Below are 21,421 nucleotides of genomic sequence, written 5' to 3'. Positions count from 1 at the left end.
GTATTTGGACTTGTTCGAATACTTTATAGATGCCAGAGCATCACAGTTGGTGTGCTGCTGTCAATCATGCCTACAAGTAAAGACTAACAGTACTATTTGAGTATTTTATTTTTATCGGGGAAAAATCCTGTAAAAACAAAGAGGCCACCCAATTGGGTGGCCTCTTTACTGGAACGTTCGTTGTCGATTAAACGCGAACGAAGTCCAGGTGAACCAGCTTGTAACGTACCGGGTGACGCTGGATAGCCTTCACTTTCACGTTAACTTCTTCGCCGTTGATAACCAGAGTCAGTACAGACTCGTAGAATTCCGGCTTTTCTTGGGCCAGGATGAATTTCTTGTGGTCAACGGTGATGGACTGGGCTTCTTTGCCTGCACCGTAAACGATGGCAGGAACTTGGTCAGCATGACGCAGGCGGCGGCTCGCACCTTTCCCCAGGTCAGAACGGACTTCAGCTTGGAATACGAAAGACATAATGTTTATCTCATATGGATGAATGTATGGTGTTGACTGCGACCGGTCAGCACCTCGCAAAACGAGGGCGCATACTATCACGGGCCCCGAACAGTGACAAGAGACCTTAACGCCCCTGCTCCAACCGGGCAAAGCGCTGCTGCCGCTGGGCCGGGCTCAGGGCATCGAAGCGGGCCAGGGTCTGCGGCGCCGGACAATACAGGGTGTCTCCGGCCTTGACCCGAATGCCGTTGCCCATCAGCGCCCGATTGTCATCGACGATGGCCAGCAGATAGCTGTAGGTATCCCCTGCCGTCCCCGTCACGGTTCCGCTCTGGGCCAGCATGGCGGCGATGCGCCAGAGCGTCTCCCCCGCCGCGACCTGATGACATACCCGTTTGCCGCCCGCCGCTGGTGCCGCCAGCGTGAGGGTACTGCCGGTCGGCTCGCTCGCCAGTGAAACCAGCGCGGGATCCTGCCCCTCACCTGCTTGAGCAAGCAGCGTCGCAGGCGCTTGCCAGTCCGCTGCTCGCAGATTCATAACGGCCAGCAGGGGCTCGGCATCCTCTGTACTATTGCTACGGGGCTGACCTTGTCGCTGCGGCGCGGCAAACTCGGCCATGAAGGGCACACCAAGGGTGGCCACCTCTTGCTGCGCATGGTGCTGGTAAGGGGGAACCGCAACGGGTGCCAGCCCGTAGGCCGCCTCGTCAATGCGCCTTAACCTGGCCAGATAGGCCTTGGAAAGCTCGGCCTCCCCTTCGAACAGATCGAATGGGGGCACCAGCCTGGCCGGAAACAGCACCTGCCAGCGCCCCTTCTTCTTCTTGAGTTCCAGGGTGGGAAATTGATTGCCCCGCCAGGCCACGAACATGGCGGGCGGGGTGCGTTGCAGCGGGTAGTATTCCGGGTTCAGTTGCACCCAGGTTTGCTCGGCAATGGGTTGATAGCCACTGATGTTGACCATCGCCATCCCTAACCAGATTCCAAGCATCCTTGCTCCTCCGTCAGCGTCCATCCGGCCGGCAACACGGCACCGGCCCCTCTCCTTTACAGCAGATTAGCACTGAGCGATAGCGTTCAGCACCCGTTTATCGGAGACCGGATAGGGGGTACCCAGATTCTGGGCAAAAAACGATACCCGCAGCTCCTCGATCATCCAGCGGATATTGGCCACCTCGGTGGGAATAAGCTGGGATTTGGGGATCTTGGCGAGCAGCGCCTTGTACTCCGACTCCACGCTGTGCACCTTGAGCATGTAGACCCGATCCCGGTTGGGATCGATGGCGAGCTTCTCCAGGCGACGCTCGATGGCCCGCAGGTAGCGCAGCAAGTCAGGCAGCCGCTGCCAGCCGGTCTCGGTGACAAAGCCCTTGTGGATGAGGTTGCCGAGCTGCTGCTGGATGTCGGACATGGCAAAGGCGGTGTCGAGCTGCATCTTGCCCTTGAGCCGCTTCTTGATCTCGTGGGATAGCGTCAGCACGGCTTCCACCTGCTTGGCCACCTCCACCACCGCATCGTTGAGCTCGGCGCGGACATACTCCTTGAGCGCCTCGAAACCGGCCTCGTCCCACGCCATGCCGCCGTGCTGCTCAATCAGCTTGTCGCAGCCGCAGGCGATGCAGTCGTCAATCAGCTCGGCCACCTTGCCAAACGGGTTGAAATAGAGCCCCAGCTTGGCCTTGTTGGGCAGCTTCTCCTGCAGGTATTTGATGGGGGATGGCACGTTGAGCAGCACCAGCCGGCGCTGACCGGCCCACATCAGCTGCTGCTGCACCACCGGGCTCTCCACCAGCTGGATGGCGACCGAATCCTTCTGATCCACCAGGGCTGGATAGGCTTTCACCTCGAATCCGCCGCGCTTCTGGCTGTACTCTTGCGGCAGCTCGCCAAAGCTCCACAGAGTGAGACCGGACTGCTCGATATCATCGTCCGCCACTTGTGACAGGGTCTCCTGCACCTTGCCACGCAGCGACTCTTTCAAGGCCTCCAGATCTTTGCCTTCCGCCACCTTCTTGTGTTTGTCGTCCACCACCCGGAAGGTGAGTTTCAGGTGATCGGGCACAGATGCCCAATCCCAGGATTCGCGGGGTACGGAGACGCCTGTCATGCGGCGCAGCTGGCGCTCCATCTCGTCCAGCAGCGGCCCCTGCTCTGGGTTGAGGCTGGCGAGCAGGGCATCGGCGTAGTTGGGCGCCGGCACAAAGTTCTTGCGCATCGGCTTTGGCATCGACTTGATGAGGGCCACCAGCAGCTCATGGCGCAGCCCGGGGATCAGCCACTCGAACCCTTTCACCTCCACCTGATTGAGCAGCGGCAACGGAATGTGCAGGGTGACGCCGTCCGCCGCCTCCCCCGGTTCAAACTGGTAGCTCAACTTGAGCTTGAGTCGCCCCTGTTGCCAGAAGTTGGGGTAGTCGAGATCACTGATGTGGGCAGCATCCCCCTTCATCAGCATCTCTTTCTCGAAGTTGAGCTGCTCGGGATCCTGCTTTTGCGCCTCCTTCCACCACTTGTCGAAGTGGCGGGCGGAGATGACGTCTTCCGGCAAGCGGGCATCGTAGAAGCGGAACAGGTCCTCGTCATCCACCAGGATGTCGCGGCGACGGGACTTGTGCTCCAGCGCCTCCACCTCGGCCAGCAGCTTGCGGTTATCGCTGAAGAAACGGTGGCGGGTCTCGAAATCCCCCTCCACCAGCGCACGGCGAATAAACAGCTCACGGCACAGCGCCGGATCGATACGGCTGAAGTTGATGGTGCGCTCATTGACCAGCGTCAGGCCATAAAGCGTCACCTTCTCCTTGGCCATCACGGCGCCATTTTTCTTCGACCAGTGGGGGTCGCTGTGGTGCAGCTTGATGAGGTGGCCCGCCAGCGGTTCCACCCACTCGGGTTCAATCTTGGCGTTGATGCGAGCGTAGAGGCGCGAGGTCTCCACCAATTCTGCGGCCATCACCCACTTGGGTGGCTTTTTGAACAAGCCCGAGGCCGGGAAGAGGTGGAAACGGCCGTTGCGGGCCCCGAGGAATTCGGCCTTTTCCAGATCCTTGTTGCCGATATGGCTCAAGAGGCCGGTCAGCAGCGCGCAGTGCACCGTCTTGAAATCCGCCGGTTCATGGTTGGCTTTAAAACCAAGCTCTTTGACCGTCTGACGCAGCTGGAAGTGAATGTCCTGCCACTCGCGCACCCGCAGGTAGGAGAGAAACTCTTTCTGACACATGCGGCGGAACGGGTTGCTGCCAAGGACATCCTGCTGCTCTTTCAGGTAGTTCCACAGATTGACGAAGGCGAGGAAGTCGGAATCCTTGTCCTCAAAGCGTCTGTGCTGCTCGTCGGCGGCCTGCTTCTTCTCCATGGGCCGTTCGCGGGGATCCTGAATGCTGAGGGCCGCGGTGATCACCATCACCTCGCTCAGACAGCCGGTCTGCGCCGCGCTGATCACCATCTTCGCCAAACGCGGATCAAGGGGAATGCGCGATAACTGGCGACCGGTCTCGGTCAGCTGAAGTTTAGCTTCGTGATCGCCGGTGGCGGGCAGCTCGCGTACCGCCTCCAGCTCTTTCAAGAGAGTCAAGCCATCCTTGATATGGCGTGACTCCGGCGGCTCGACGAAGGGGAAGGCCTCCATATTGCCAAGACCGAGCGCCAGCATCTGCAGGATGACGGATGCCAGGTTGGTGCGCAGGATCTCGGGGTCGGTGAAGGCCGGACGGCCGTTGAAATCCTCTTCCGAGTAGAGGCGGATACAGATGCCGTCCGCCACCCGGCCGCAGCGGCCTTTACGCTGGTTGGCGCTGGCCTGGGAGACCGGCTCGATGGGCAAGCGCTGCACCTTGGTGCGCCAGGAGTAGCGACTGATGCGGGCGGTGCCCGGATCGATGACGTAACGAATGCCCGGCACCGTCAGCGAGGTCTCCGCCACGTTGGTGGCCAGCACGATGCGCCGCCCGGCATGTTGCTGGAACACCTTGTTCTGCTCAGCGTTGGAGAGGCGGGCGTAGAGTGGTAGCACCTCGGTATCGCGCAGGTTGAGCTTGCGCAGGGCATCGGCGGTATCGCGGATCTCCCGCTCGCCGTTCATGAAGATGAGGATGTCCCCCAGCCCTTCGCGGGCCAGCTCTTCCACCGCATCGAAGATCCCCTGCAGCTCGTCACGCTCTTCCAGCCCTTCACTTTTATCACTGCTTTTTTTATCAACAAATAGCGGGCGGTAGCGCACCTCCACCGGATAGGTGCGACCGGAGACCTCGATCACCGGCGCCTTGTTGAAATGTCGGGAGAAGCGCTGCGGGTCGATGGTGGCGGAGGTGATGATCACCTTGAGATCGGGGCGCTTTGGCAGCAGCTGTTTGAGGTAGCCCAGAATGAAGTCAATGTTGAGGCTGCGCTCGTGGGCCTCATCGATGATGATGGTGTCGTACTGGGTGAGCATCCGATCGTTCTGGATCTCCGCCAGCAGGATACCGTCGGTCATCAGCTTGATGTGGGTCTGCTCGCTCACCTGATCGGTAAAGCGCACCTTGTAGCCCACGTAGTGGCCGAGTTCGGACTCCATCTCTTCGGCAATACGGGCCGCCACGGTGCGGGCTGCCAGACGACGCGGCTGGGTGTGGCCGATGAAACCCTTCACCCCGCGCCCGAGCGCCAGACAGATCTTGGGGATCTGGGTGGTTTTGCCCGAGCCGGTTTCACCGGCGATGATCACCACTTGATGCTCTTCAATGGCTTTGGCGATCTCCGCCTGCTTCTGGCTGACCGGCAGGTTGTCCGGATAGGTGACCTTGGGTACGCCTGCCAGACGGAACTGATAACGCGCCTGGGCGGCATCCAGATCGGCGGCGATGGTCTCAAGCACGGCCGCCTGTTTGCCCTCGGGCAGCTTCTTGGCTCCGTGCAAACGGCTGGAGAGACGGCGGGCGTCGAGATTCATGCAGGCAGGGAGACGGCGGCGCAGCGCCTCGATAGAGAGAGACAAGGTACGAATTCCTTAAAAGAGTGCCCGGCAAGAGGGCCATATCGATAGCTGGGAGAGATCCTAAAGAGCGAGGCAGGAGGGTGCAAGCCTTAAAGCAGCCGCAAGGGCGATGAAAGAGGCGCTATCCGGGTAGCAAGCCCTGCATGACGGACTCACCATAAGAAAGAGCAGGCCAGATGCCTGCTCTTTGGATGACAACAGTGCCCCCATCAACCGGGCTTAGGCCCGCACCTTGCGCACGAAGCAGGCTCCCAGCTGGGCGTGGATGGCCTGCATCACATCGTGGCGGCTGATGACCCCGAGCAGGTGCCCCTCTTCCACCACCGGGTAGATCTTGGGTTTTTGCCCCATCATCATCTCGGCCAGCTCCAGGATGCTGGTATCAGGGCCGACGGCCAGCACCTCCTTGCGCATCACGTCACGAACCTGGGCCACCTGTTCACAGTGGTAGGCCTCTTTCAACATGACGGCGATGCAGTCCTGCTCAGAGACCCAGCCCACCAGATGGCCCCGCACATCCACCACGGGGCCGCCAAGCTGGCGGCTGTTGAGAAATTTTTCCACCGCCGCCTGCACCATCATCTCTGCGCTGAAGGTGATGGGCCGAGTCTGCATGTAATCTTTTGCCTTGAGTGATTCCATCCTGCATTCCCCCAACCGGCCTCCCGGCCGGGAGGCGCGAGCCGGGCACTATGTCCGGCTCACTCCAAGCATAGCTTGCATGGATCAGGAGATGGATTGCAGCAACAGCAAGAGCTCGTTCTGGCTGTGGCAATCGGTCTTCTTGAAGACCCCCTTCAAGGTTGAGCGCACGGTTTCCACCTTGACGCCGCGCAGCTCGGCGATGTCGTTGCTGCTGTAGCCCTTGCTCATCAGCACCAGCAACTCTTTCTCGCCGATGGTGAGCGGATAGAGGCTGGCCAGCGCTTCGATGTCCGGGTTGAAGGAGTGTTCGGGATCCCGCAGCACCACTTCCACATACCGCTCAAAGCGGTTGAGACCGCTCATCAGGGTGCACTGGATCAGCAACGGCCGCAGATTGGGCTGACGGGGAATGGACATATAAGCGCTAGCACCGGGCAGCAGATAGGCAAAGCCATTCAATATCTCTTTGAACTGGCGTTGCTGCTCCTTATTTTGCAACGAGAAAATACCATTGCCTGCCCGCAACTCCACGTTCTCGTCGGCAATACGATTGAAGGCCACGTTGGAATAATGAATATGCCCTTTGTCATCCACGATGGCGCTGGGTTTATTGTGGTTTTTTACCAGCTGTTGCAGCTGATAGTTCTGGGTTTCCAGGGCCAGCAGGTTCCAATAATGTTGGCTCCAGGCCGCGAGGCCAGAATAAACTTCGCCAAGGGAAGAAATTTCCTGGGCGCTGAAATCATCCTGGGTGGCCGCCCGATAAGTACACAGGCTGCTAAGTCCCCGCCCCTTCACCCGGCAGACACCGCCGGCCGCGAACTGGGCGCCGAAGCTGGCCAGCAGACCCGCCGAGTTGGACAGCGTGTTGGCGCTGACGATCCCCTGGCAGCCCTTGTCCAGATAGTGATTGAACCACACATCCTGGCGATGGTGCTGAACGTAGAACTGCTGCTGGGCCTCAGTCAAGCCGCTCGCGAAGAGCTTGATGCCGTCGCTCTTGTCATCATCGCGCAACAGGAACAGCGACGAGCTGCCCGACACGTCGGAGCGGAACTGATCCACCACCAACTTAATGTCAGAATCATTAATACCGCACTCATATAACTGGCTTATATAGGGCGATACCCTTTCTTTTACTAATGCCTTCACACCCGAACTCCTAATTCTTATTTTTATTGAAGTGGCATCTTACTCTGCAATGAGAAACGCGAAAAGTAGTCAAATGAACAAAGGTTTTATAACTGATCCATAAATAGTAATGATGAAACGACATAAGCGGCTTCGAAAGCGAAAATCTTAAATCCAAGTTAATGTTTTATATGATTTTTGTCGCTGATGTTGGATTTGTCTGCAACAAGGCAACAGGCCAGTACCACGGTCAATTGCGCGCAAAAGCTCTCATCTTGCACCATTTGTCGCGACAAGTTGCACTGCAACGACAAAATCATCCCGCCGGCCGGGTCGTTGCCCCAGTTATTCTGGGCCTGCCGCCGGCGCTACGCACTCCTCGATTCGAGCGTATTGGCTGGCAACTTGTCCGGATAGCTGAGGGCAACAACCAGGGTTCTCTCGGCAACTCGAAGCGCTTTATCTCGACTTTTGTCCCCAGCATCCTCCTCATCGTCTTGGTCAACGTGGATCCGCTGGCGGTGATCTGACTGCAGAATGAGCACACCCAAAAGACACTATCACCTCACTTGCTGTTGACGTCTCCAATCAAGCGAAGATCCCAACGCAATGCCGTCTGCTCCGCCTACCTTCGTCATTGCCTCGATACCAGGTGCACCTTCCATCAGGAAGTCGCGCATATCGAGCTCCAGAAAACCGATATGAAAAATAAAAACATAGAAGCGGCCAGCAGTGTCAATATATAGCCGACATGTTTATCCATGGTTCGTCAAGCACATTGCTGAATACAGATAAAAGGAATAGGTGAAGCAATCAATACATTTATTTTTCAAATAGCAAAATAAGACAAAACCCCTCACCACAATAAAGGCGAACGTCTTAAGTAATATTTGGTAACAACTTGTTCATTGGCATTCGTCAGAATATGTGATACTAGATTGAACATCGATATTTTAGTGTGGTGAGCCTTTATCAATATGGATATTACCATGACCTATTCTCAAACCACGGGTATCAGTCCGTTCGTTGTCAAAGCGCTACCTTGCCTGCCGGGAGGCTCTCATGCAGCCCACTAGCACAGCCCCAAATACGCATCTGTACGGCTTATTGCTGATGGTGTTGGCCATCACTCTGATGGGCCAGTTTGGACACCAGTTGTGGACCCCCGACGAGCCTCGCGAGGCAGCCATCGCCTGGGAGATGTTCACCAGCCGTGAACTGGCCATTCCGACGCTGGGCGGCAGCAGCTTCATCGAAAAACCGCCCCTCTATTACATCCTCACCATTCCCTTTCTTGCCCTGCTGCACGACAACCTCGGCGTCACGGTGGCGCTGCGTCTGGTAGGGGCTCTGTGGGCCATGGCAACCCTGCTGTTCACCGGCCTGCTGGCCAGACGGGTACTGGGCTCCAGTACTGCCGCACTCTGGTCGGTGATCGCCCTGGGCACCATGGAGGGCTTCATCATGAACAGCCACTGGATCCGGGTCGATACCAGCCTCGCCTTTTTCGTCGCCTTCACCATGTGGGCATTTGCCGAATGGTATCTGGCGGATCGCCAGCACATGCTCTGGTGTGCGGGGCTTGGGCTCTCCCTCTGCTTTCTGGTCAAGGGCCCCATCGGCCCCATAACTCTCTTCTTCGGCTGGCTGGCGCTGTTTCTGCCGGCACTCAAACGCCATCTTGCACATCAGGAGGGTGGCCGCTTCGTGATACAGCACCTCGGCATGACCCTCCTGTTTGTCGCCCCCATCGCCGGCTGGCTGCTGGCCCTGTGGCAGCATCCTGAGGGGGAGTCGCTCTGGCAGCAGTGGTTCTGGCAAAATCAGGTGGGCAGGTTGACGGGCAGCTCGGCCGAACTCGGTCACATCAAGCCCGGTGAATACCTCTTTTACCTTGGCGGGCTGGCCGAATACACCCTGCCCTGGCTACCCCTGGTGCTGCTCTGGTGCTGGCAGACCCTGAGGCAGAAGCAGTGGAGCGCCTCCCGCCTGTTTCTGCTGAGCTGGGCGCTGGGCACCCTGCTGCTACTCAGCATCGCCTCCACCAAGCGGACTCTCTACCTCTTTCCACTGATGCCGGTCTTTGCCCTGATGATCGGCCAACTGAGCGTCTGCTGGCCTCGCTGGCTCAATGGTTATGGCCGTGGCTGGACCTTGTTCATGTTCCTGTTTGCACTGGCGCTGTTGATGGCCCCCTTTTATCTGCCGCTGTTGTCGCTGGAAATACCCGATAACGTGCTCAGGGTCATCAGTACGCTGGGCTGGCGGCATGTATTTGCGGCCATATTACTTATCTTTGCAGTAGAACAGTTGTGGCGCTGGCGCGAAATACACGGTGCAACCTTGCTGGCCAGCGCAGCCTGCATTATGTTTATGCTGACGTTTATTCTGGCCTACCCCGCCATTGATGCTGCCAAGAATATGAAAGATGACACCCAACACTTCTTGTTTAAAATACCGATAGAACAACGCGCCAATATTGCCGGCTGGCAATTTGGTGAAACCGAACGCGGATTATTCTCCGTATATGGCAACTGGCAAATAACCAATGTCGATAAGGCCCGCCTCAATGATATTTTGACCTGCCGGGACCCCGTCTATACCAGCCTACTCATCAACCAGGATGACCCACATTTCCAACTGACCCAGTTGCTGACAGGGCAGCCTTACCGGCTGCTGGCGACAGGCCACCCCAGGGTGGACAAGGATGCCCGAGCCATCTATTGGGTGAAGGGACGCTGCCTTCCTTGAGAGTACCCTCCTGCATAGCTGGGGTAGCACTTCGCAGTTGCGCGCCAGCAGGCGACCAAACAAGACCGGCTGCCGCCTTGCAAACCGGATAAAAAAACACAGCGGATACATCTCTGTATCCGCTGTGTCGTCTGGTCACGCCGTCATCCGCAAGACACGCAGTACGGCGCGCTTGCCAGGCCGAACTTAGAACGGCATCTTGAAGCCGGGGGGCAGTTGCATGCCGCCGGTCAGTTCGCCCATCTTGCTCTTGTTCTGCTCTTCCACGCGACGCACGGCATCGTTGACGGCAGCGGCCACCAGATCTTCCAGCATCTCTTTGTCATCTTCCATCAGGCTCGGGTCGATCTCGATGCGGCGCACGCTGTGGCTGCCGGCCATGGTGACCTTGACCATGCCAGCGCCGGCTTCACCGACCACTTCCATCTGGGCAAGCTGCTCTTGCATCTTCTGCATGCGCTCTTGCATCTGTTGGGCCTGTTTCATCAGGTTCCCCATTCCACCTTTACCAAACATATGTCGTCTCTCGTCTTGAAATCCGGCATCCAGCGCCGGGCCGTGGGTTTACCCGTCCTAAGTGGGGACGGCCAAACCATTTTTCAACCGGGCACCTGGCCCGGCATGGTGTTTGTCAGCGACTCAGCGGCTCTATGCTGTCGTGGTGAAGCACGGCGCCAAATCGCTGCTGCAAAAATTGCACGTTGGGATCCTGCTCCAGATCCCGGGTGACCTGCTCACGCACCCCGAGATAGAGGCGATGTTCTATCTCCAGCGGCGTCTCCTGCTCAGGCACATTGCCCAGCGTGACCTCCACCTGCACCGGTTGCCCCAACTCGGGGCCGATGATCTCGGCCAGATCGGCGCGCGCCCTGTCGCTGATCAGATGGCGCTGCTCCGGTTTGAGGGTCAACAGTACCTTGTCCCCCTGCTGGCTCATGACCGAGTTGATGGCCAGCTGACGCAGTCGACCACCGACCCCGGTGCGGGCAATCAGCTCGGCCCAGGGATCGCCACAGCTGCTTAGCAGGGAAGACGGGATCAATCTGGCCGCCACGTCTCCCGCTTGCGGCTGGTTGTCACCCTCCAGCTCGTCCCAGTCGATGGTTTCCATCACCGAGACGGCAGGCACCGGCTCGCTGACAACGACCTCGCGAGAGGCCGCCACGGGAGCCGCAACAGGCACAGCGGTAACCTGCCGAGGTGCACTGCCGTCCAGATCCCAGGGCGGTAGATCGTCTGACTGAGGACGAGCAACGGCCGCGGGAACAGGCGCCGGCGACAAAGCCTCGGCAGTCCGCTCCGGCAGAGGGGCGCTGGCAAACGCATCGCTGAAGCCTTGGCTCAAATACTCTTCGTAGTCGCTGCCGCTCTCTTCATAGGCATCGAGCGGCGGCAAGTCGTCATACCCCGTCTGCGGGGCTGGCCGGGCAGACGCCTGCCCTTGCCCATCAACCCGCGCCGGTTGCGGCTCGAAAGCTGGGGCTGGAGTGGCGGCGGCAGGTTGCATCGCAGTTGCTGGTCTGGCGGCTGCTACCGGTTTGGCGGGCGCTGTGCGCGCAGCGCTGGTCGCCGCAGACGGTTCGCTACGCAAGCGACTGCGCAGCAGATTGCGCTTGCCAAGCAGGCTTTGCATGCTGGAGACCGTCGAGGGAACGGCCTCTGCGTCGGCCACCACCTCGGCCTGCGGGATTGATTCGGGCTCGGGCTCGGCCATGACAGGCACTGAGGAAGGAGCCACAGACGGCTCTGCCGGCAGGTTGCCGGACGCGGCCGGCAACGTCGCCGCCTCGTAGCCCATCTGCTCGGCCTCGCGCAGCAACTCATCCTGCTCGGCAAACAGCGGATCCAGCTCGGCGCCGTTATCCTGTCTCTCCAAAGCTGGCTCGACAGCTGTAGGCTCGGCCATCACCACAGGGGCCATGGTCGCGGCAGGCGCGGTGGCGGCAACCGCAGACGAAGCCAGTGGCGCTGCGCTGGCAGCCGGGGCCGGCTCAGCCCCCTGGGGCTTTCCCGGCGCCGCTGCGCCACTTCTCGCCTCTGTCGCAAACCCTCCCATGGCGGGGGGCAGCGCCGTCAGGCTGGCAGGGTGCAGTACTTCGCGCCGGGGCGAGAAGGCCAGCATCCGCAGGCAGGTCATCTCCAGTGCGGTGCGGCCATCGGGGGCCCAGGGCAGATCCTTGCGACCGCCCAGCACGATCTGATAGCAGAGCTGCACCTCTTCCGGGCTCATGGCCTGGGCCAGCTGCAGCAGGGCATCGGCGTCCGCCCCCTGCTCCTGCACGGTGGCGGGCAGCAGCTGCGCCATGGCGATGCGATGGAGCAACCCTTCCAGCTCGGCGTGCAGCTGATCAAAATCGGGGCCCAGGGTGGCGATTTCGGTGATCTTGGCCATGGTGGCCGGCGCATCCTGGCGCAGCACCGCCTCCAGCAGCTGGTGCAGATGGCGATGATCGAGCGTGCCCAGCATGGCCAGCACGCTGTCGAGGCGCACGCTGCCATTGCCGTGGGCCAGCGCCTGATCGGTCAGGCTCAGGGCATCGCGCATGCTGCCGTCAGCCGCCTTGGCCAGCGCCAGCAGGGCGCGTGGTTCAAAGGGTTGCCCCTCCTGATCCAGCACCCATTCGAGCTGCTTGGCGATCTGGGTCTGATCCAGACTCTTCAGATGAAACTGCAGGCAGCGCGAGAGGATGGTGATCGGCAGCTTTTGCGGATCCGTGGTGGCCAGCAGGAACTTCACATAGGGGGGCGGCTCTTCCAGGGTTTTCAGCAGGGCGTTGAAGCTGTGGCGCGACAACATGTGCACTTCATCGATGAGATAGACCTTGAAGCGGCCACGGGCCGGCCGGTACTGCACGTTGTCGAGCAGTTCGCGGGTATCTTCCACCTTGGTGCGCGACGCCGCATCGATCTCCAGCAGGTCGACGAAGTTGCCCTGATCGATCTCGCGGCAGGTGTCGCACACCCCGCACGGGTGGCTGCTGATCCCCTGCTCGCAGTTGAGGCTCTTGGCCAGGATGCGGGCGATGGTGGTCTTGCCGACCCCGCGGGTGCCGCTCAGCAGATAGGCGTGATGCAGCCGTCCCTGATCCAGGGCGTTGGTCAAGGCGGTCAGCACATGATGCTGGCCTACCACTTGTTCAAACGTATGGGGGCGCCATTTACGCGCCAGAACCTGATAGCTCATAGATCTCGATGCAGGGATGACAAGGCATTGAGGCTGGATGCTAACACAAATGCGGGGCGGGCTGTATCGGCTATCGGCCAGGGCGGGAGGGATCGCTTGAATTTCAAACCGATGCCCGTACGGGCACCGGTCTGGACGCAGGCAAGGCTGACGAGACCTGCCAGCTTGGTCAGACTGAGGGCTTATTCGCCCGGCAGTTCGACCAGAGAAACCACCTTGACGCCGGCGGCGGTCAGGCGGGCATCACCACCGAGGGACGGCAGGGAGATGATGAAAGCGGCATCAACCACTTCACCGCCAGCGCGGCGAATGAGCTTGACGGTCGCATCGACGGTGCCGCCGGTGGCCAGCAGATCGTCCACGACCAGCACCTTGTCACCGGGCACGATGGCGTCGGTGTGCAGTTGCAGGGTGTCGGTGCCGTATTCGAGGGCATAGGACTCTTCGATGACGGCGCGGGGCAGCTTGCCCGGCTTGCGAACCGGCACGAAGCCCAGACCCATGGCGTAGGCAACCGGCGCGCCGAAGATGAAGCCACGCGCTTCGGTACCGACAATCTTGGTGATCCCTTGATCACGATAATGATTGGCCAGCAGATCGATGGTGGCCTTGAAGGCGTCGGCATTCTCGATCAGGCTGGTGATGTCGCGAAACAGGATGCCCGGCTTCGGATAGTCGGGAATGGTCTTGATGCTCGCTTCGATAAATTTCAGGGTTTCCGGATTCATGGTTTGACCGTTTGTTTTTCGACGCAGATGGTCGTTTCTCTCAGCTTCCCGCCAGCGGGAAATAAAAAGGCCCGTCACGCAAAAATGACAGGCCGACTCCATAGCATTATTGCCGCAATAGCTTAGGGACTTCACTTCTCCATTGCAACTGGCTCCAGCACCGGCAGACGCATTAACCAGGTGAGCAGGATCACCATTATGGCAATGAGCAGCAGCCTGACCCACAGCAGGGGGACCACCGCCAGCGACACCGAGAAGGAGAGCAGAATGAAGAGGATGGCGCGCCGCCGCGCATGGCGGCGAATGCCGCGATACTGCTGCCAGTCGGCAATGGGCGGCCCGAACCAGGGATGGGCCAGCAGCCAGCGGTGAAAACGGGGCGACGAGCGGGCAAACAGGGCCGCCGCCAGCAGCATGAAGGGCGTGGTCGGCAACAGGGGCAGCACGATGCCGATGATGCCGGTCACGAATGCCAGCCAGCCCAACCCCATCAAACACAAACGTTCCATCGTAGCCCCTCTTACCATGCCCTTGCGTCATCCTAACAGGATCCGCCCCCATGTTGACAACGATTCCCATTATCATGGCAACTGATGCCCTGGATTGCGGGGCTTGCGCACCAGTCATGGCCTGAACCTGCCCATTCCCGTGGCATGACGGCTGACAACCTGCCCCGTTACCACTACAATCTGCGCTCTTTTTTCTCTGTTTGCCCTTCGGAACCGGTTATGCGCGTTATTTTGGCCCCCATGCAGGGGGTACTGGATCACTTGATGCGGGAGGTGCTCACCTCCGTCAACGATTACGACCTCTGCGTCAGCGAATTCATCCGGGTGGTCGATCAGCTGCTGCCGGCCAAGGTGTTCCATCGCCTCTGCCCCGAGCTCAAACAGGACGGCAAGACCCGGGCCGGCACCCCGGTGCGGGTACAGCTGCTGGGCCAGCACCCCGAATGGCTGGCCGAAAACGCGCTGCGAGCCATCGAACTCGGCTCCCCTGGCGTCGATCTCAACTTCGGCTGCCCTGCCCCCACGGTCAACAAGAGCAAGGGGGGCGCCGTGCTGCTCAAAGAGCCCGACACCATCTATCGCATCGTCAAGGCGGTACGCGAGGCGGTGCCTGCCCATCTGCCGGTGAGCGCCAAGATCCGCCTCGGCTACGATGACAAGGAGCTCTATCTGGAGAACGCTCATGCCGTTCATCAAGGGGGCGCCAACGAGCTGGCCGTGCACGCCCGCACCAAGCGCGAAGGCTACAAGGCGCCGGCCCACTGGGAGTATGTGGACGCCATTCGCCGTGCCCTGCCCATTCCCGTCACCGCCAACGGCGAGATCTGGGATCATGCGGATGCCCTCGCCTGCGCCCAAGTCTCCGGCTGCGACACCCTGATGGTGGGTCGCGGCGCCATCTCCCTGCCCAATCTGGCCAACGTGATGAAAACCGGCTGTGCCCATATGAGCTGGGCCGAGGTGCTGCAGCTGATGGTGAGCTACACCGAGCAGGACTTGGCAAGCGAGAAGGCGGACTACTACCCGAGCCGGATCAAGCAGTGGTTCAGCTATCTCAAGCGGGAGTATCCCGAGGCGGATCGGCTGTTTGAGGAAATACGGGTACTCAAGGAGACCCACCCCATCCGGGATGCCTTGCTGCAGGCGTCGAAAACTGTGATCTAACCGTCCTTTACTTGACGCATATCATCTTGATAATCCTGTCGCTTCCCTATACTGCCCCAGATTCGTAATTCGTCTGTTGGGGGCTAGTGTGTGTGAAATGACGCAAGCTCAGTTGGCCGTGTGGCGTGATCGCCTGCTGACTGACTGGGCGCAAGTAAGAGAAGAGCTGATCGGTCAGCTCAAAGCCTGTCGGCGTGACGAGTGGGCAGAGAAGGTGGATCACTGCGAGCGGGATCAACTGGTTGATCTGACCAGCCGCCTCGACTTGCCCAAGGTGGAGCAGAGCGTGGCTCGCCTCAAGCGTATCGATGCCGCCCTCTGTCAGATGGATCTGGGCCTCTATGGCCTCTGTTCCGACTGCGAGGAGCCGCTGGCCATCGAACAGCTGGAACAAGACCCGACCCTGCAACGCTGCCCGCGCTGCGAGGCCCGCTATCGCAAGGGATTCCACGCCCACGAACTCTGAGGGATGCACGCCCGTGCATCCTCTTCTGCGGGCTGGTCAGCCCGACATTTCTATTCAATAATCAACAACAACCACGCTGAACAGGGACATCTCCGTGTACAGAGTCTTGTTGTTATGGTGTTTGTGCTGCTCCGCCTGGGCGCAAGAGTCGCTGCTGGTAGGCTGGTCAAGCTGGCACCCGTTCAGCTTTCGCGACGAACAGCAGCAACTGCAGGGGCTGGATATCGACCTGCTGGAAGCCATCTTCAACCGGGCTGGGTTTCACGCCAACTACAGCGAGATGCCCTGGGCCCGTGTGCTGCGCGAGCTGGAGTTCGGCACCATCCAACTGACCATGTCCGCCAACCAGACTGCCGAGCGCAACCTGTATGCCCGCTTTACCCTGCCCTATCGCAATGAAGAGACTGTGCTGCTCATCCGCCGTCAGGACAAGGGGCGCTGGCAGGAGATAACCCAGCTCTCCGACTTGCTCTCCCGGCCGGACTTCACCATCGGCCTGCTGCGTGATTTTGATTACGGCACCGATTTTCGCACCTTCATGCTGTCACCCCAGATGCAGCAGCGACTGCTGGTCAGGCTGAAAATGGAACCGCTGATCAAGCTGCTGCTGGCCGGCCGGATCCAGGGGGTTGTCATGGACCCCATGGGGTTGCAGCAGCTCAATCTGGCCGGGATCCCCCTCGATCAACTGACCACCCTGCTCGACATCCAGCAGACCCCTGTCCACCTGATGTTGAGTCGACGCACCACCACGCCGCAGCAGCTGCAACGGCTTGATGAGGCGATCCGGGCCCTGCTGCAGAGTCCGGAGTACGGGCAGATCCTGGCTCGCTACCGCTATCCGCTGCAGTAACGCCGACAAAAAAAGGGCCCCAAGGGCCCCTTTTTTATCTTGTGATCACTGTGCCAGCAAATGGCCAACCAGTTCATGGCGCCAGCCCTGCAGCAGCATCGGCTTGTCGGCCCGGGCGCGCTCTTCCTCGTTCATGCGCCAGCTCCAGGTGAAGTACTGGTGAATGATCTTCTTGCTGGCAACCAGCTCGGGCGGAATGTTGCTGGCCTTGGCCTTCTCTTCCACCATCCCCTTGATCCGCTTGAGCTCGGCCTTGTACTGGGGGTAGTCCACCAGCCGGCGAATGGGCTCGGGCCAGCTGTCGGGATCGCTCTGCTGGGCCGCGGCCACGATATCCAGCATCCGCTTGCCGTGGATCTTGATCTCGATGGGGGCCAGCCCCAGCTCGTTCAGATCGCGCAGCGAGGTCGGTCTGCGCTCCGCCACCTTGAACAGGTGCAGCTCTTTGACCACGAAGTTGAGGGCCAGATCACGGCGCACTGCCTCCTGCTGACGCCAGGCGGCCAGCTCACGCAGAATCGCCAGCTCACGACGCCCCAGTTGCCAGGCATTGACGATGTCGAGATAGGCCTGGCGGGGATCGCTGGTCTGGGTCTTGCGGGCGGAGTGGTTATGGCACTCCTGCTCGAACCAGGCGAACTTGCCGCTCTCATGCAGCTTGGCCATCACCTTCTCGTAGAGCGGCAGCAGATAAAACACGTCGGCCGCCGCGTACTCGAGCTGACGGGGAGTCAGCGGGCGCGCCAACCAGTCGGTGCGGGCCTGATCCTTTTCCAGCTCCACCGCGAGAAACTCGTTGACCAGGGCGCCAAAGCCGACCGATACCCCGTAACCCAGGAAGGCGGCTGCCAGCTGGGTGTCGTGCATCTGGTTGGGCAGATGGCCCGCCTGATGCTGGATAAGCTCCAGATCTTCACCGGAGGCGTGCAAGATGGCGATCTGCCCTGCCCGGCCAAGCCGTTGCCAGAGGGAGGAGAGATCCAGCGTCAGCGGATCCAGCAGTGCCAGATGCTCACCGTCATAGATCTGGAACAGGCCCAGCTGGGGATAGTAGGTGCGGGTGCGAACGAATTCAGTATCGATGGCCAGGGGAACATCGGCCAGGGAGGCGAGATACTGATCCAGTTCGGCTTGCTGTGAAATGAGTTGATAGTGCATCTGTGCCTGCGCGTTGATCAGGGCCAAAAGAAAAAACCGTGGGCTGACCCACGGTTTTGCATAACGACGGCAGGCTGCTTGGCAGCGCCACGCCGGTTACTGCTTGGCAATCTCCTCGTCGCGCAGCACGCGGCGCAGGATCTTGCCCACATTGGTCTTGGGAAGTTCGTCACGAAATTCTACCAGTTTCGGTACCTTATAGGCAGTCAGATGTTTGCGGCAGTGAGCAATAATCTCGTCTTCCTGCAGCTTTGCATCTTTCTTGACCACGAAGATCTTCACCAGCTCGCCGGAGACCTTGTGCGGCACGCCGACAGCGGCCACTTCCAGCACTTTCGGGTGCAGCGCCACCACGTCTTCAATTTCGTTCGGATAGACGTTGAAGCCGGAGACCAGGATCATGTCCTTCTTGCGATCGACGATCTTGAAGAAGCCCTGCTCGTCGCACACCGCAATGTCACCGGTACAGAGCCAGCCATCCTGCATCACCTCGGCGGTGGCTTCCGGCCGCTGCCAGTAGCCGCTCATCACCTGCGGACCACGCACCTGCATCTCGCCGGGTTTGCCAAGCTCGTGGATCACCTGACCTGCATCATCCACCAGCCGGATGTCGGTGGAGCAGACCGGCAGGCCGATGGAGCCGTTGTAGTCGAGCAGATCATAGGGGCAGACGCTCACCAGCGGCGAACATTCGGTCAGGCCATAGCCTTCCAGCAGCGGTGTATCGGTCAGCCCTTTCCACTGTTCGGCCACCGCCCGCTGCACCGCCATGCCACCACCTATGGTCAGCTTCAGGCGGGAGAAGTCCATCGACTGGAACTCACCGTTGTTGACCAGCGCATTGAACAGGGTGTTGACCCCGGTGATGCAGGTAAAGGGGTACTTTCTGATCTCTTTGACAAAGCCCGGGATGTCGCGCGGGTTGCTGATGAGCAGGTTGTAACCGCCGATGCGCATGAACAGCAGGCAGTTCACGGTCAATGCAAACACGTGATAGAGCGGCAGCGCGGTGACCACGAACTCCTTGCCTCGTTCCAGCATGGGGCCGTATACCCCGAGGCACTGCTCGACGTTGGCGATGAGATTGCGGTGAGTCAGCATGGCCCCCTTGGAGAGGCCGGTGGTGCCGCCGGTGTACTGCAGGAAGGCCAGATCGTCGTTGTTGATCTCGGGCTTGATGTACTGCAGATAGCGGCCCTTGGCCAGCGCCTGGCGCATGGTGCTGGCGTGAGGCAGATTGTATTTGGGTACCAGCTTCTTGACGTATTTCACCACGAAGTTGACCAGGGTGCCCTTGGCCAGGCCCAGGTTGTCGCCCATGCGGGTCAGGATCACGTGCTTGACCGGGGTGTCGTAGACCACTTTTTCCAGGGTATGGGCAAAGTTGGAGACGATGACGATGGCCTTGGCACCGGAGTCCTTGAGCTGATGTTCCAGCTCGCGCGGGGTGTAGAGCGGGTTGACGTTGACCACTATCATGCCGGCACGCAGGATGCCGAACACCGCGATGGGGTACTGCAGCAGGTTGGGCATCATCACGGCGACCCTGTCACCCTGACTGAGCTTGAGCTCGTTTTGCAGGTAGGCGGCAAAGGCGCGGGACTGCTCTTCGAGGCGACGGTAGGTAATGGTCTGCCCCATGTTGACGAAGGCAGGCTGGTCGGCGAATTCGTTCACCGACTCTTCAAACATTTCGACCAGGGAGCTGTATTGGTCTGGATTGATCTCGGCGGGCACCCCTTCTGGATAACGCTTCAGCCAGACTTTTTCCACGAACTTCTCCTGCATAACTAGCACCTGTGCGCTCACTGTGTTGCCTCCGTCCCTGTTCACATCCATTTCAAGCAGTTGTTTTAAGCTCATACTCTAATGCCGCCCATATTTACATAGGGCAACATCAATTAACAGCAAATTAACAACGGAAAAATGTGAGGGAGAAGACAAACCTGGAATTATTGAAAGCCGTCGATTCTACCGAATTTGACAAAATTTTTCGATACAAACCGCGGTCTCTGCCGAATTTTCCATATGAAAATGGTGGTTTCCCGCCAAAACGACCCGCTCTATCTGGGTAAACGCGGCATGACGCTGTTGCCACTGCGCCTGCAGGCTGGCAAAACCCTCTGCACCGGCGATAAACAGTACCGGGCAACGGATGGCCCGGATCAGCGCCTGGGCCTGCCCTTCGCTCATGCGCATGGGGGAGAGATCCCGCAAACAAGGATCGCTGCGCCAATGCCAGCGCCCTGCCCGTACTTCCAGCTGCCGCTCGCAGATGAGGCGTGCCGAACCTGGGTCAATGTCGGCCACCTTGCAGCGCGCCACCACCGCTTCATCGATGGACGCAAAGCCCAGGGAGGCTCGCTCACGGGTACGACTGCGATTCAGGATGGCGCGGCGCAGCTGCTCCGGCACCGCCTCGTCGGGTTGGCTGAGAGGCCCGAGCCCCTCCAGCAGGATGAGTCGCTCCACCTGCTCGGGGAAGACCCCGGCATAGGCGGAGGCGATCAAGGCCCCGAGGGAGTGGCCAAGCAGCGTGAAGGCCGTCCAGCCCGCCGCCTGGACGATCTGGTAGAGATCGTCCAGCCAGTCGACGAAGACATAGGGCGTGCTCTTGTGATCCGAGTGACCGTGCCCCGGCAGATCGATGCAGACCAGCTGAAAGTGGGTCAGATAGGGCGCAAGGGGCACAAAGCTCGCACTGTTGTCGAGCCAGCCATGCAGCGCAACCAGCAAGGGTTTGCTGGTCTGCTCACCCGGCGCTGGCTGACTCTCAAGCAAGGCCACCCGGCGGCCATCGGCCAGGGTCAGGAAGCGCTCCTGCAGCATGGTCTTCACTCCCGGTCCTAGCGGCGCAGCGGCCGTCTCGGCCAGTAGGGATCATAGAAGGGGTCGTAGAAGTAGGGATCCACATAGCGAACCTCCACCTCCTTGACCGGCGGCCACAGCTTGCTGCCCGTCACCTTGAGCACCGAGAAACGGTATTTGTGCTCACCTATCTGGCTGTCGAGCGGCTTGTCGATGGTGCCGAGCACCGTCAGGCTGCGCCCCTTGGCATAGAGGGTCGGGTCGACAAAGCCCTGCATGATGGCCAGAAAACGGCCCGGGCTCTGCTCGGTCTGCTCTGGCACCCCGTTGGACTTGAGCGGCAGATAGACCACCTCGATGACGCTCTGATCCGCCTTGTTGTGTACCGCCGAGATCACCCCGCTCCAGCGTGCCGGTTTGCCCTCCAGGCCGGCAAGGGCCGGCTGATAGGCCACCAGCTGGTTGGCGGGCTCATAGGCCAGCTCTTTCGGGACCGAGCTGCAGGCACCGAGCAAGATCCCTGCGGCCCCCATCACCATTGCACGCTTCAACATGTCACGCTCCTTTGGCCGGATGAAACCGGCCTGTCAACCAC

General features: G+C 59.9%; 18 protein-coding genes. 5 read left to right on the top strand and 13 right to left on the bottom strand.

What is annotated here, in order from left to right; genetic code table 11:
* Nucleotides 1-187: 187 nt before the first annotated feature.
* The 5 genes from rplY to PG900_RS02785 form a co-directional block, all read right to left on the bottom strand.
* Nucleotides 188-475, bottom strand: coding sequence for a 50S ribosomal protein L25 (gene rplY / locus PG900_RS02805; protein WP_024945378.1), 288 nt, complete (start codon nucleotides 473-475; stop codon nucleotides 188-190).
* Between the two features lie 106 nt (nucleotides 476-581).
* The gene (locus PG900_RS02800) at nucleotides 582-1,448 is read right to left on the bottom strand and encodes a hypothetical protein (protein WP_270830878.1); all 867 of its coding nucleotides are present in this window, start codon (nucleotides 1,446-1,448) and stop codon (nucleotides 582-584) included.
* A 66-nt stretch (nucleotides 1,449-1,514) separates the two neighbouring features.
* A complete protein-coding gene (gene hrpA / locus PG900_RS02795; protein WP_270830877.1) occupies nucleotides 1,515-5,429 on the bottom strand; it encodes an ATP-dependent RNA helicase HrpA in 3,915 nt (1,304 codons plus the stop codon).
* A 219-nt stretch (nucleotides 5,430-5,648) separates the two neighbouring features.
* Nucleotides 5,649-6,071 (bottom strand): CBS domain-containing protein, encoded by a 423-nt coding sequence (locus PG900_RS02790; protein WP_270830876.1) that lies wholly within the window; start codon nucleotides 6,069-6,071, stop codon nucleotides 5,649-5,651.
* 84 nt (nucleotides 6,072-6,155) lie between these two features.
* Nucleotides 6,156-7,226: a helix-turn-helix transcriptional regulator gene (locus tag PG900_RS02785; protein ID WP_011706072.1), complete on the bottom strand. Its 1,071-nt coding sequence runs from the start codon at nucleotides 7,224-7,226 to the stop codon at nucleotides 6,156-6,158.
* 170 nt (nucleotides 7,227-7,396) lie between these two features.
* Here PG900_RS02785 and PG900_RS02780 point away from each other — a divergent pair, with 170 nt between their 5' ends.
* Both PG900_RS02780 and PG900_RS02775 read left to right on the top strand, forming a co-directional pair.
* Nucleotides 7,397-7,735: a hypothetical protein gene (locus PG900_RS02780; protein WP_270830875.1), complete on the top strand. Its 339-nt coding sequence runs from the start codon at nucleotides 7,397-7,399 to the stop codon at nucleotides 7,733-7,735.
* A 532-nt stretch (nucleotides 7,736-8,267) separates the two neighbouring features.
* Nucleotides 8,268-9,956, top strand: coding sequence for an ArnT family glycosyltransferase (locus tag PG900_RS02775; protein WP_333563437.1), 1,689 nt, complete (start codon nucleotides 8,268-8,270; stop codon nucleotides 9,954-9,956).
* Between the two features lie 186 nt (nucleotides 9,957-10,142).
* On the opposite strand, the gene PG900_RS02770 is transcribed toward PG900_RS02775, so the two are convergent.
* The 4 genes from PG900_RS02770 to PG900_RS02755 form a co-directional block, all read right to left on the bottom strand.
* Entirely contained in the window at nucleotides 10,143-10,472 is a 330-nt protein-coding gene (locus tag PG900_RS02770) for a YbaB/EbfC family nucleoid-associated protein (RefSeq protein WP_011706069.1), read from the bottom strand.
* A 115-nt stretch (nucleotides 10,473-10,587) separates the two neighbouring features.
* Nucleotides 10,588-13,140, bottom strand: a complete 2,553-nt coding sequence (gene dnaX, locus PG900_RS02765) for a DNA polymerase III subunit gamma/tau (RefSeq protein WP_270830873.1) — start codon at nucleotides 13,138-13,140, stop codon at nucleotides 10,588-10,590.
* A gap of 182 nt (nucleotides 13,141-13,322) precedes the next feature.
* Nucleotides 13,323-13,868: an adenine phosphoribosyltransferase gene (gene apt, locus PG900_RS02760; protein WP_016350746.1), complete on the bottom strand. Its 546-nt coding sequence runs from the start codon at nucleotides 13,866-13,868 to the stop codon at nucleotides 13,323-13,325.
* A 131-nt stretch (nucleotides 13,869-13,999) separates the two neighbouring features.
* Nucleotides 14,000-14,377 carry a YbaN family protein gene (locus PG900_RS02755; RefSeq protein WP_270830872.1) on the bottom strand — a complete coding sequence of 126 codons (378 nt, stop codon included), beginning with the start codon at nucleotides 14,375-14,377 and terminating at the stop codon, nucleotides 14,000-14,002.
* A gap of 219 nt (nucleotides 14,378-14,596) precedes the next feature.
* On the opposite strand from PG900_RS02755, the gene dusC reads away from it, so the two are divergent.
* The 3 genes from dusC (at nucleotide 14,597) to PG900_RS02740 (ending at nucleotide 16,860) form a co-directional block, all read left to right on the top strand.
* On the top strand, nucleotides 14,597-15,541 hold the full coding sequence (dusC, locus tag PG900_RS02750) for a tRNA dihydrouridine(16) synthase DusC (RefSeq protein ID WP_270799943.1): 945 nt from the start codon (nucleotides 14,597-14,599) through the stop codon (nucleotides 15,539-15,541).
* A gap of 97 nt (nucleotides 15,542-15,638) precedes the next feature.
* Nucleotides 15,639-16,007, top strand: coding sequence for a TraR/DksA family transcriptional regulator (locus PG900_RS02745; protein ID WP_011706064.1), 369 nt, complete (start codon nucleotides 15,639-15,641; stop codon nucleotides 16,005-16,007).
* Nucleotides 16,008-16,101: 94 nt separating this feature from the next.
* Nucleotides 16,102-16,860: a substrate-binding periplasmic protein gene (locus PG900_RS02740; RefSeq protein WP_270799945.1), complete on the top strand. Its 759-nt coding sequence runs from the start codon at nucleotides 16,102-16,104 to the stop codon at nucleotides 16,858-16,860.
* Nucleotides 16,861-16,905: 45 nt separating this feature from the next.
* On the opposite strand, the gene rnd is transcribed toward PG900_RS02740, so the two are convergent.
* The 4 genes from rnd to PG900_RS02720 form a co-directional block, all read right to left on the bottom strand.
* Entirely contained in the window at nucleotides 16,906-18,018 is a 1,113-nt protein-coding gene (gene rnd / locus PG900_RS02735; protein WP_270799948.1) for a ribonuclease D, read from the bottom strand.
* A gap of 96 nt (nucleotides 18,019-18,114) precedes the next feature.
* A complete protein-coding gene (gene fadD / locus PG900_RS02730) occupies nucleotides 18,115-19,791 on the bottom strand; it encodes a long-chain-fatty-acid--CoA ligase FadD (RefSeq protein WP_011706061.1) in 1,677 nt (558 codons plus the stop codon).
* Nucleotides 19,792-19,989: 198 nt separating this feature from the next.
* Nucleotides 19,990-20,847, bottom strand: coding sequence for an alpha/beta fold hydrolase (locus tag PG900_RS02725; RefSeq protein WP_411608561.1), 858 nt, complete (start codon nucleotides 20,845-20,847; stop codon nucleotides 19,990-19,992).
* A gap of 17 nt (nucleotides 20,848-20,864) precedes the next feature.
* A complete protein-coding gene (locus PG900_RS02720) occupies nucleotides 20,865-21,380 on the bottom strand; it encodes a Slp family lipoprotein (RefSeq protein WP_011706059.1) in 516 nt (171 codons plus the stop codon).
* Nucleotides 21,381-21,421 lie beyond the last annotated feature (41 nt).

Source organism: Aeromonas sp. QDB03 (assembly GCF_027707985.1).
Classification (GTDB): domain Bacteria; phylum Pseudomonadota; class Gammaproteobacteria; order Enterobacterales; family Aeromonadaceae; genus Aeromonas; species Aeromonas hydrophila.
This window is presented reverse-complemented; position numbering and strand designations above follow the sequence as displayed.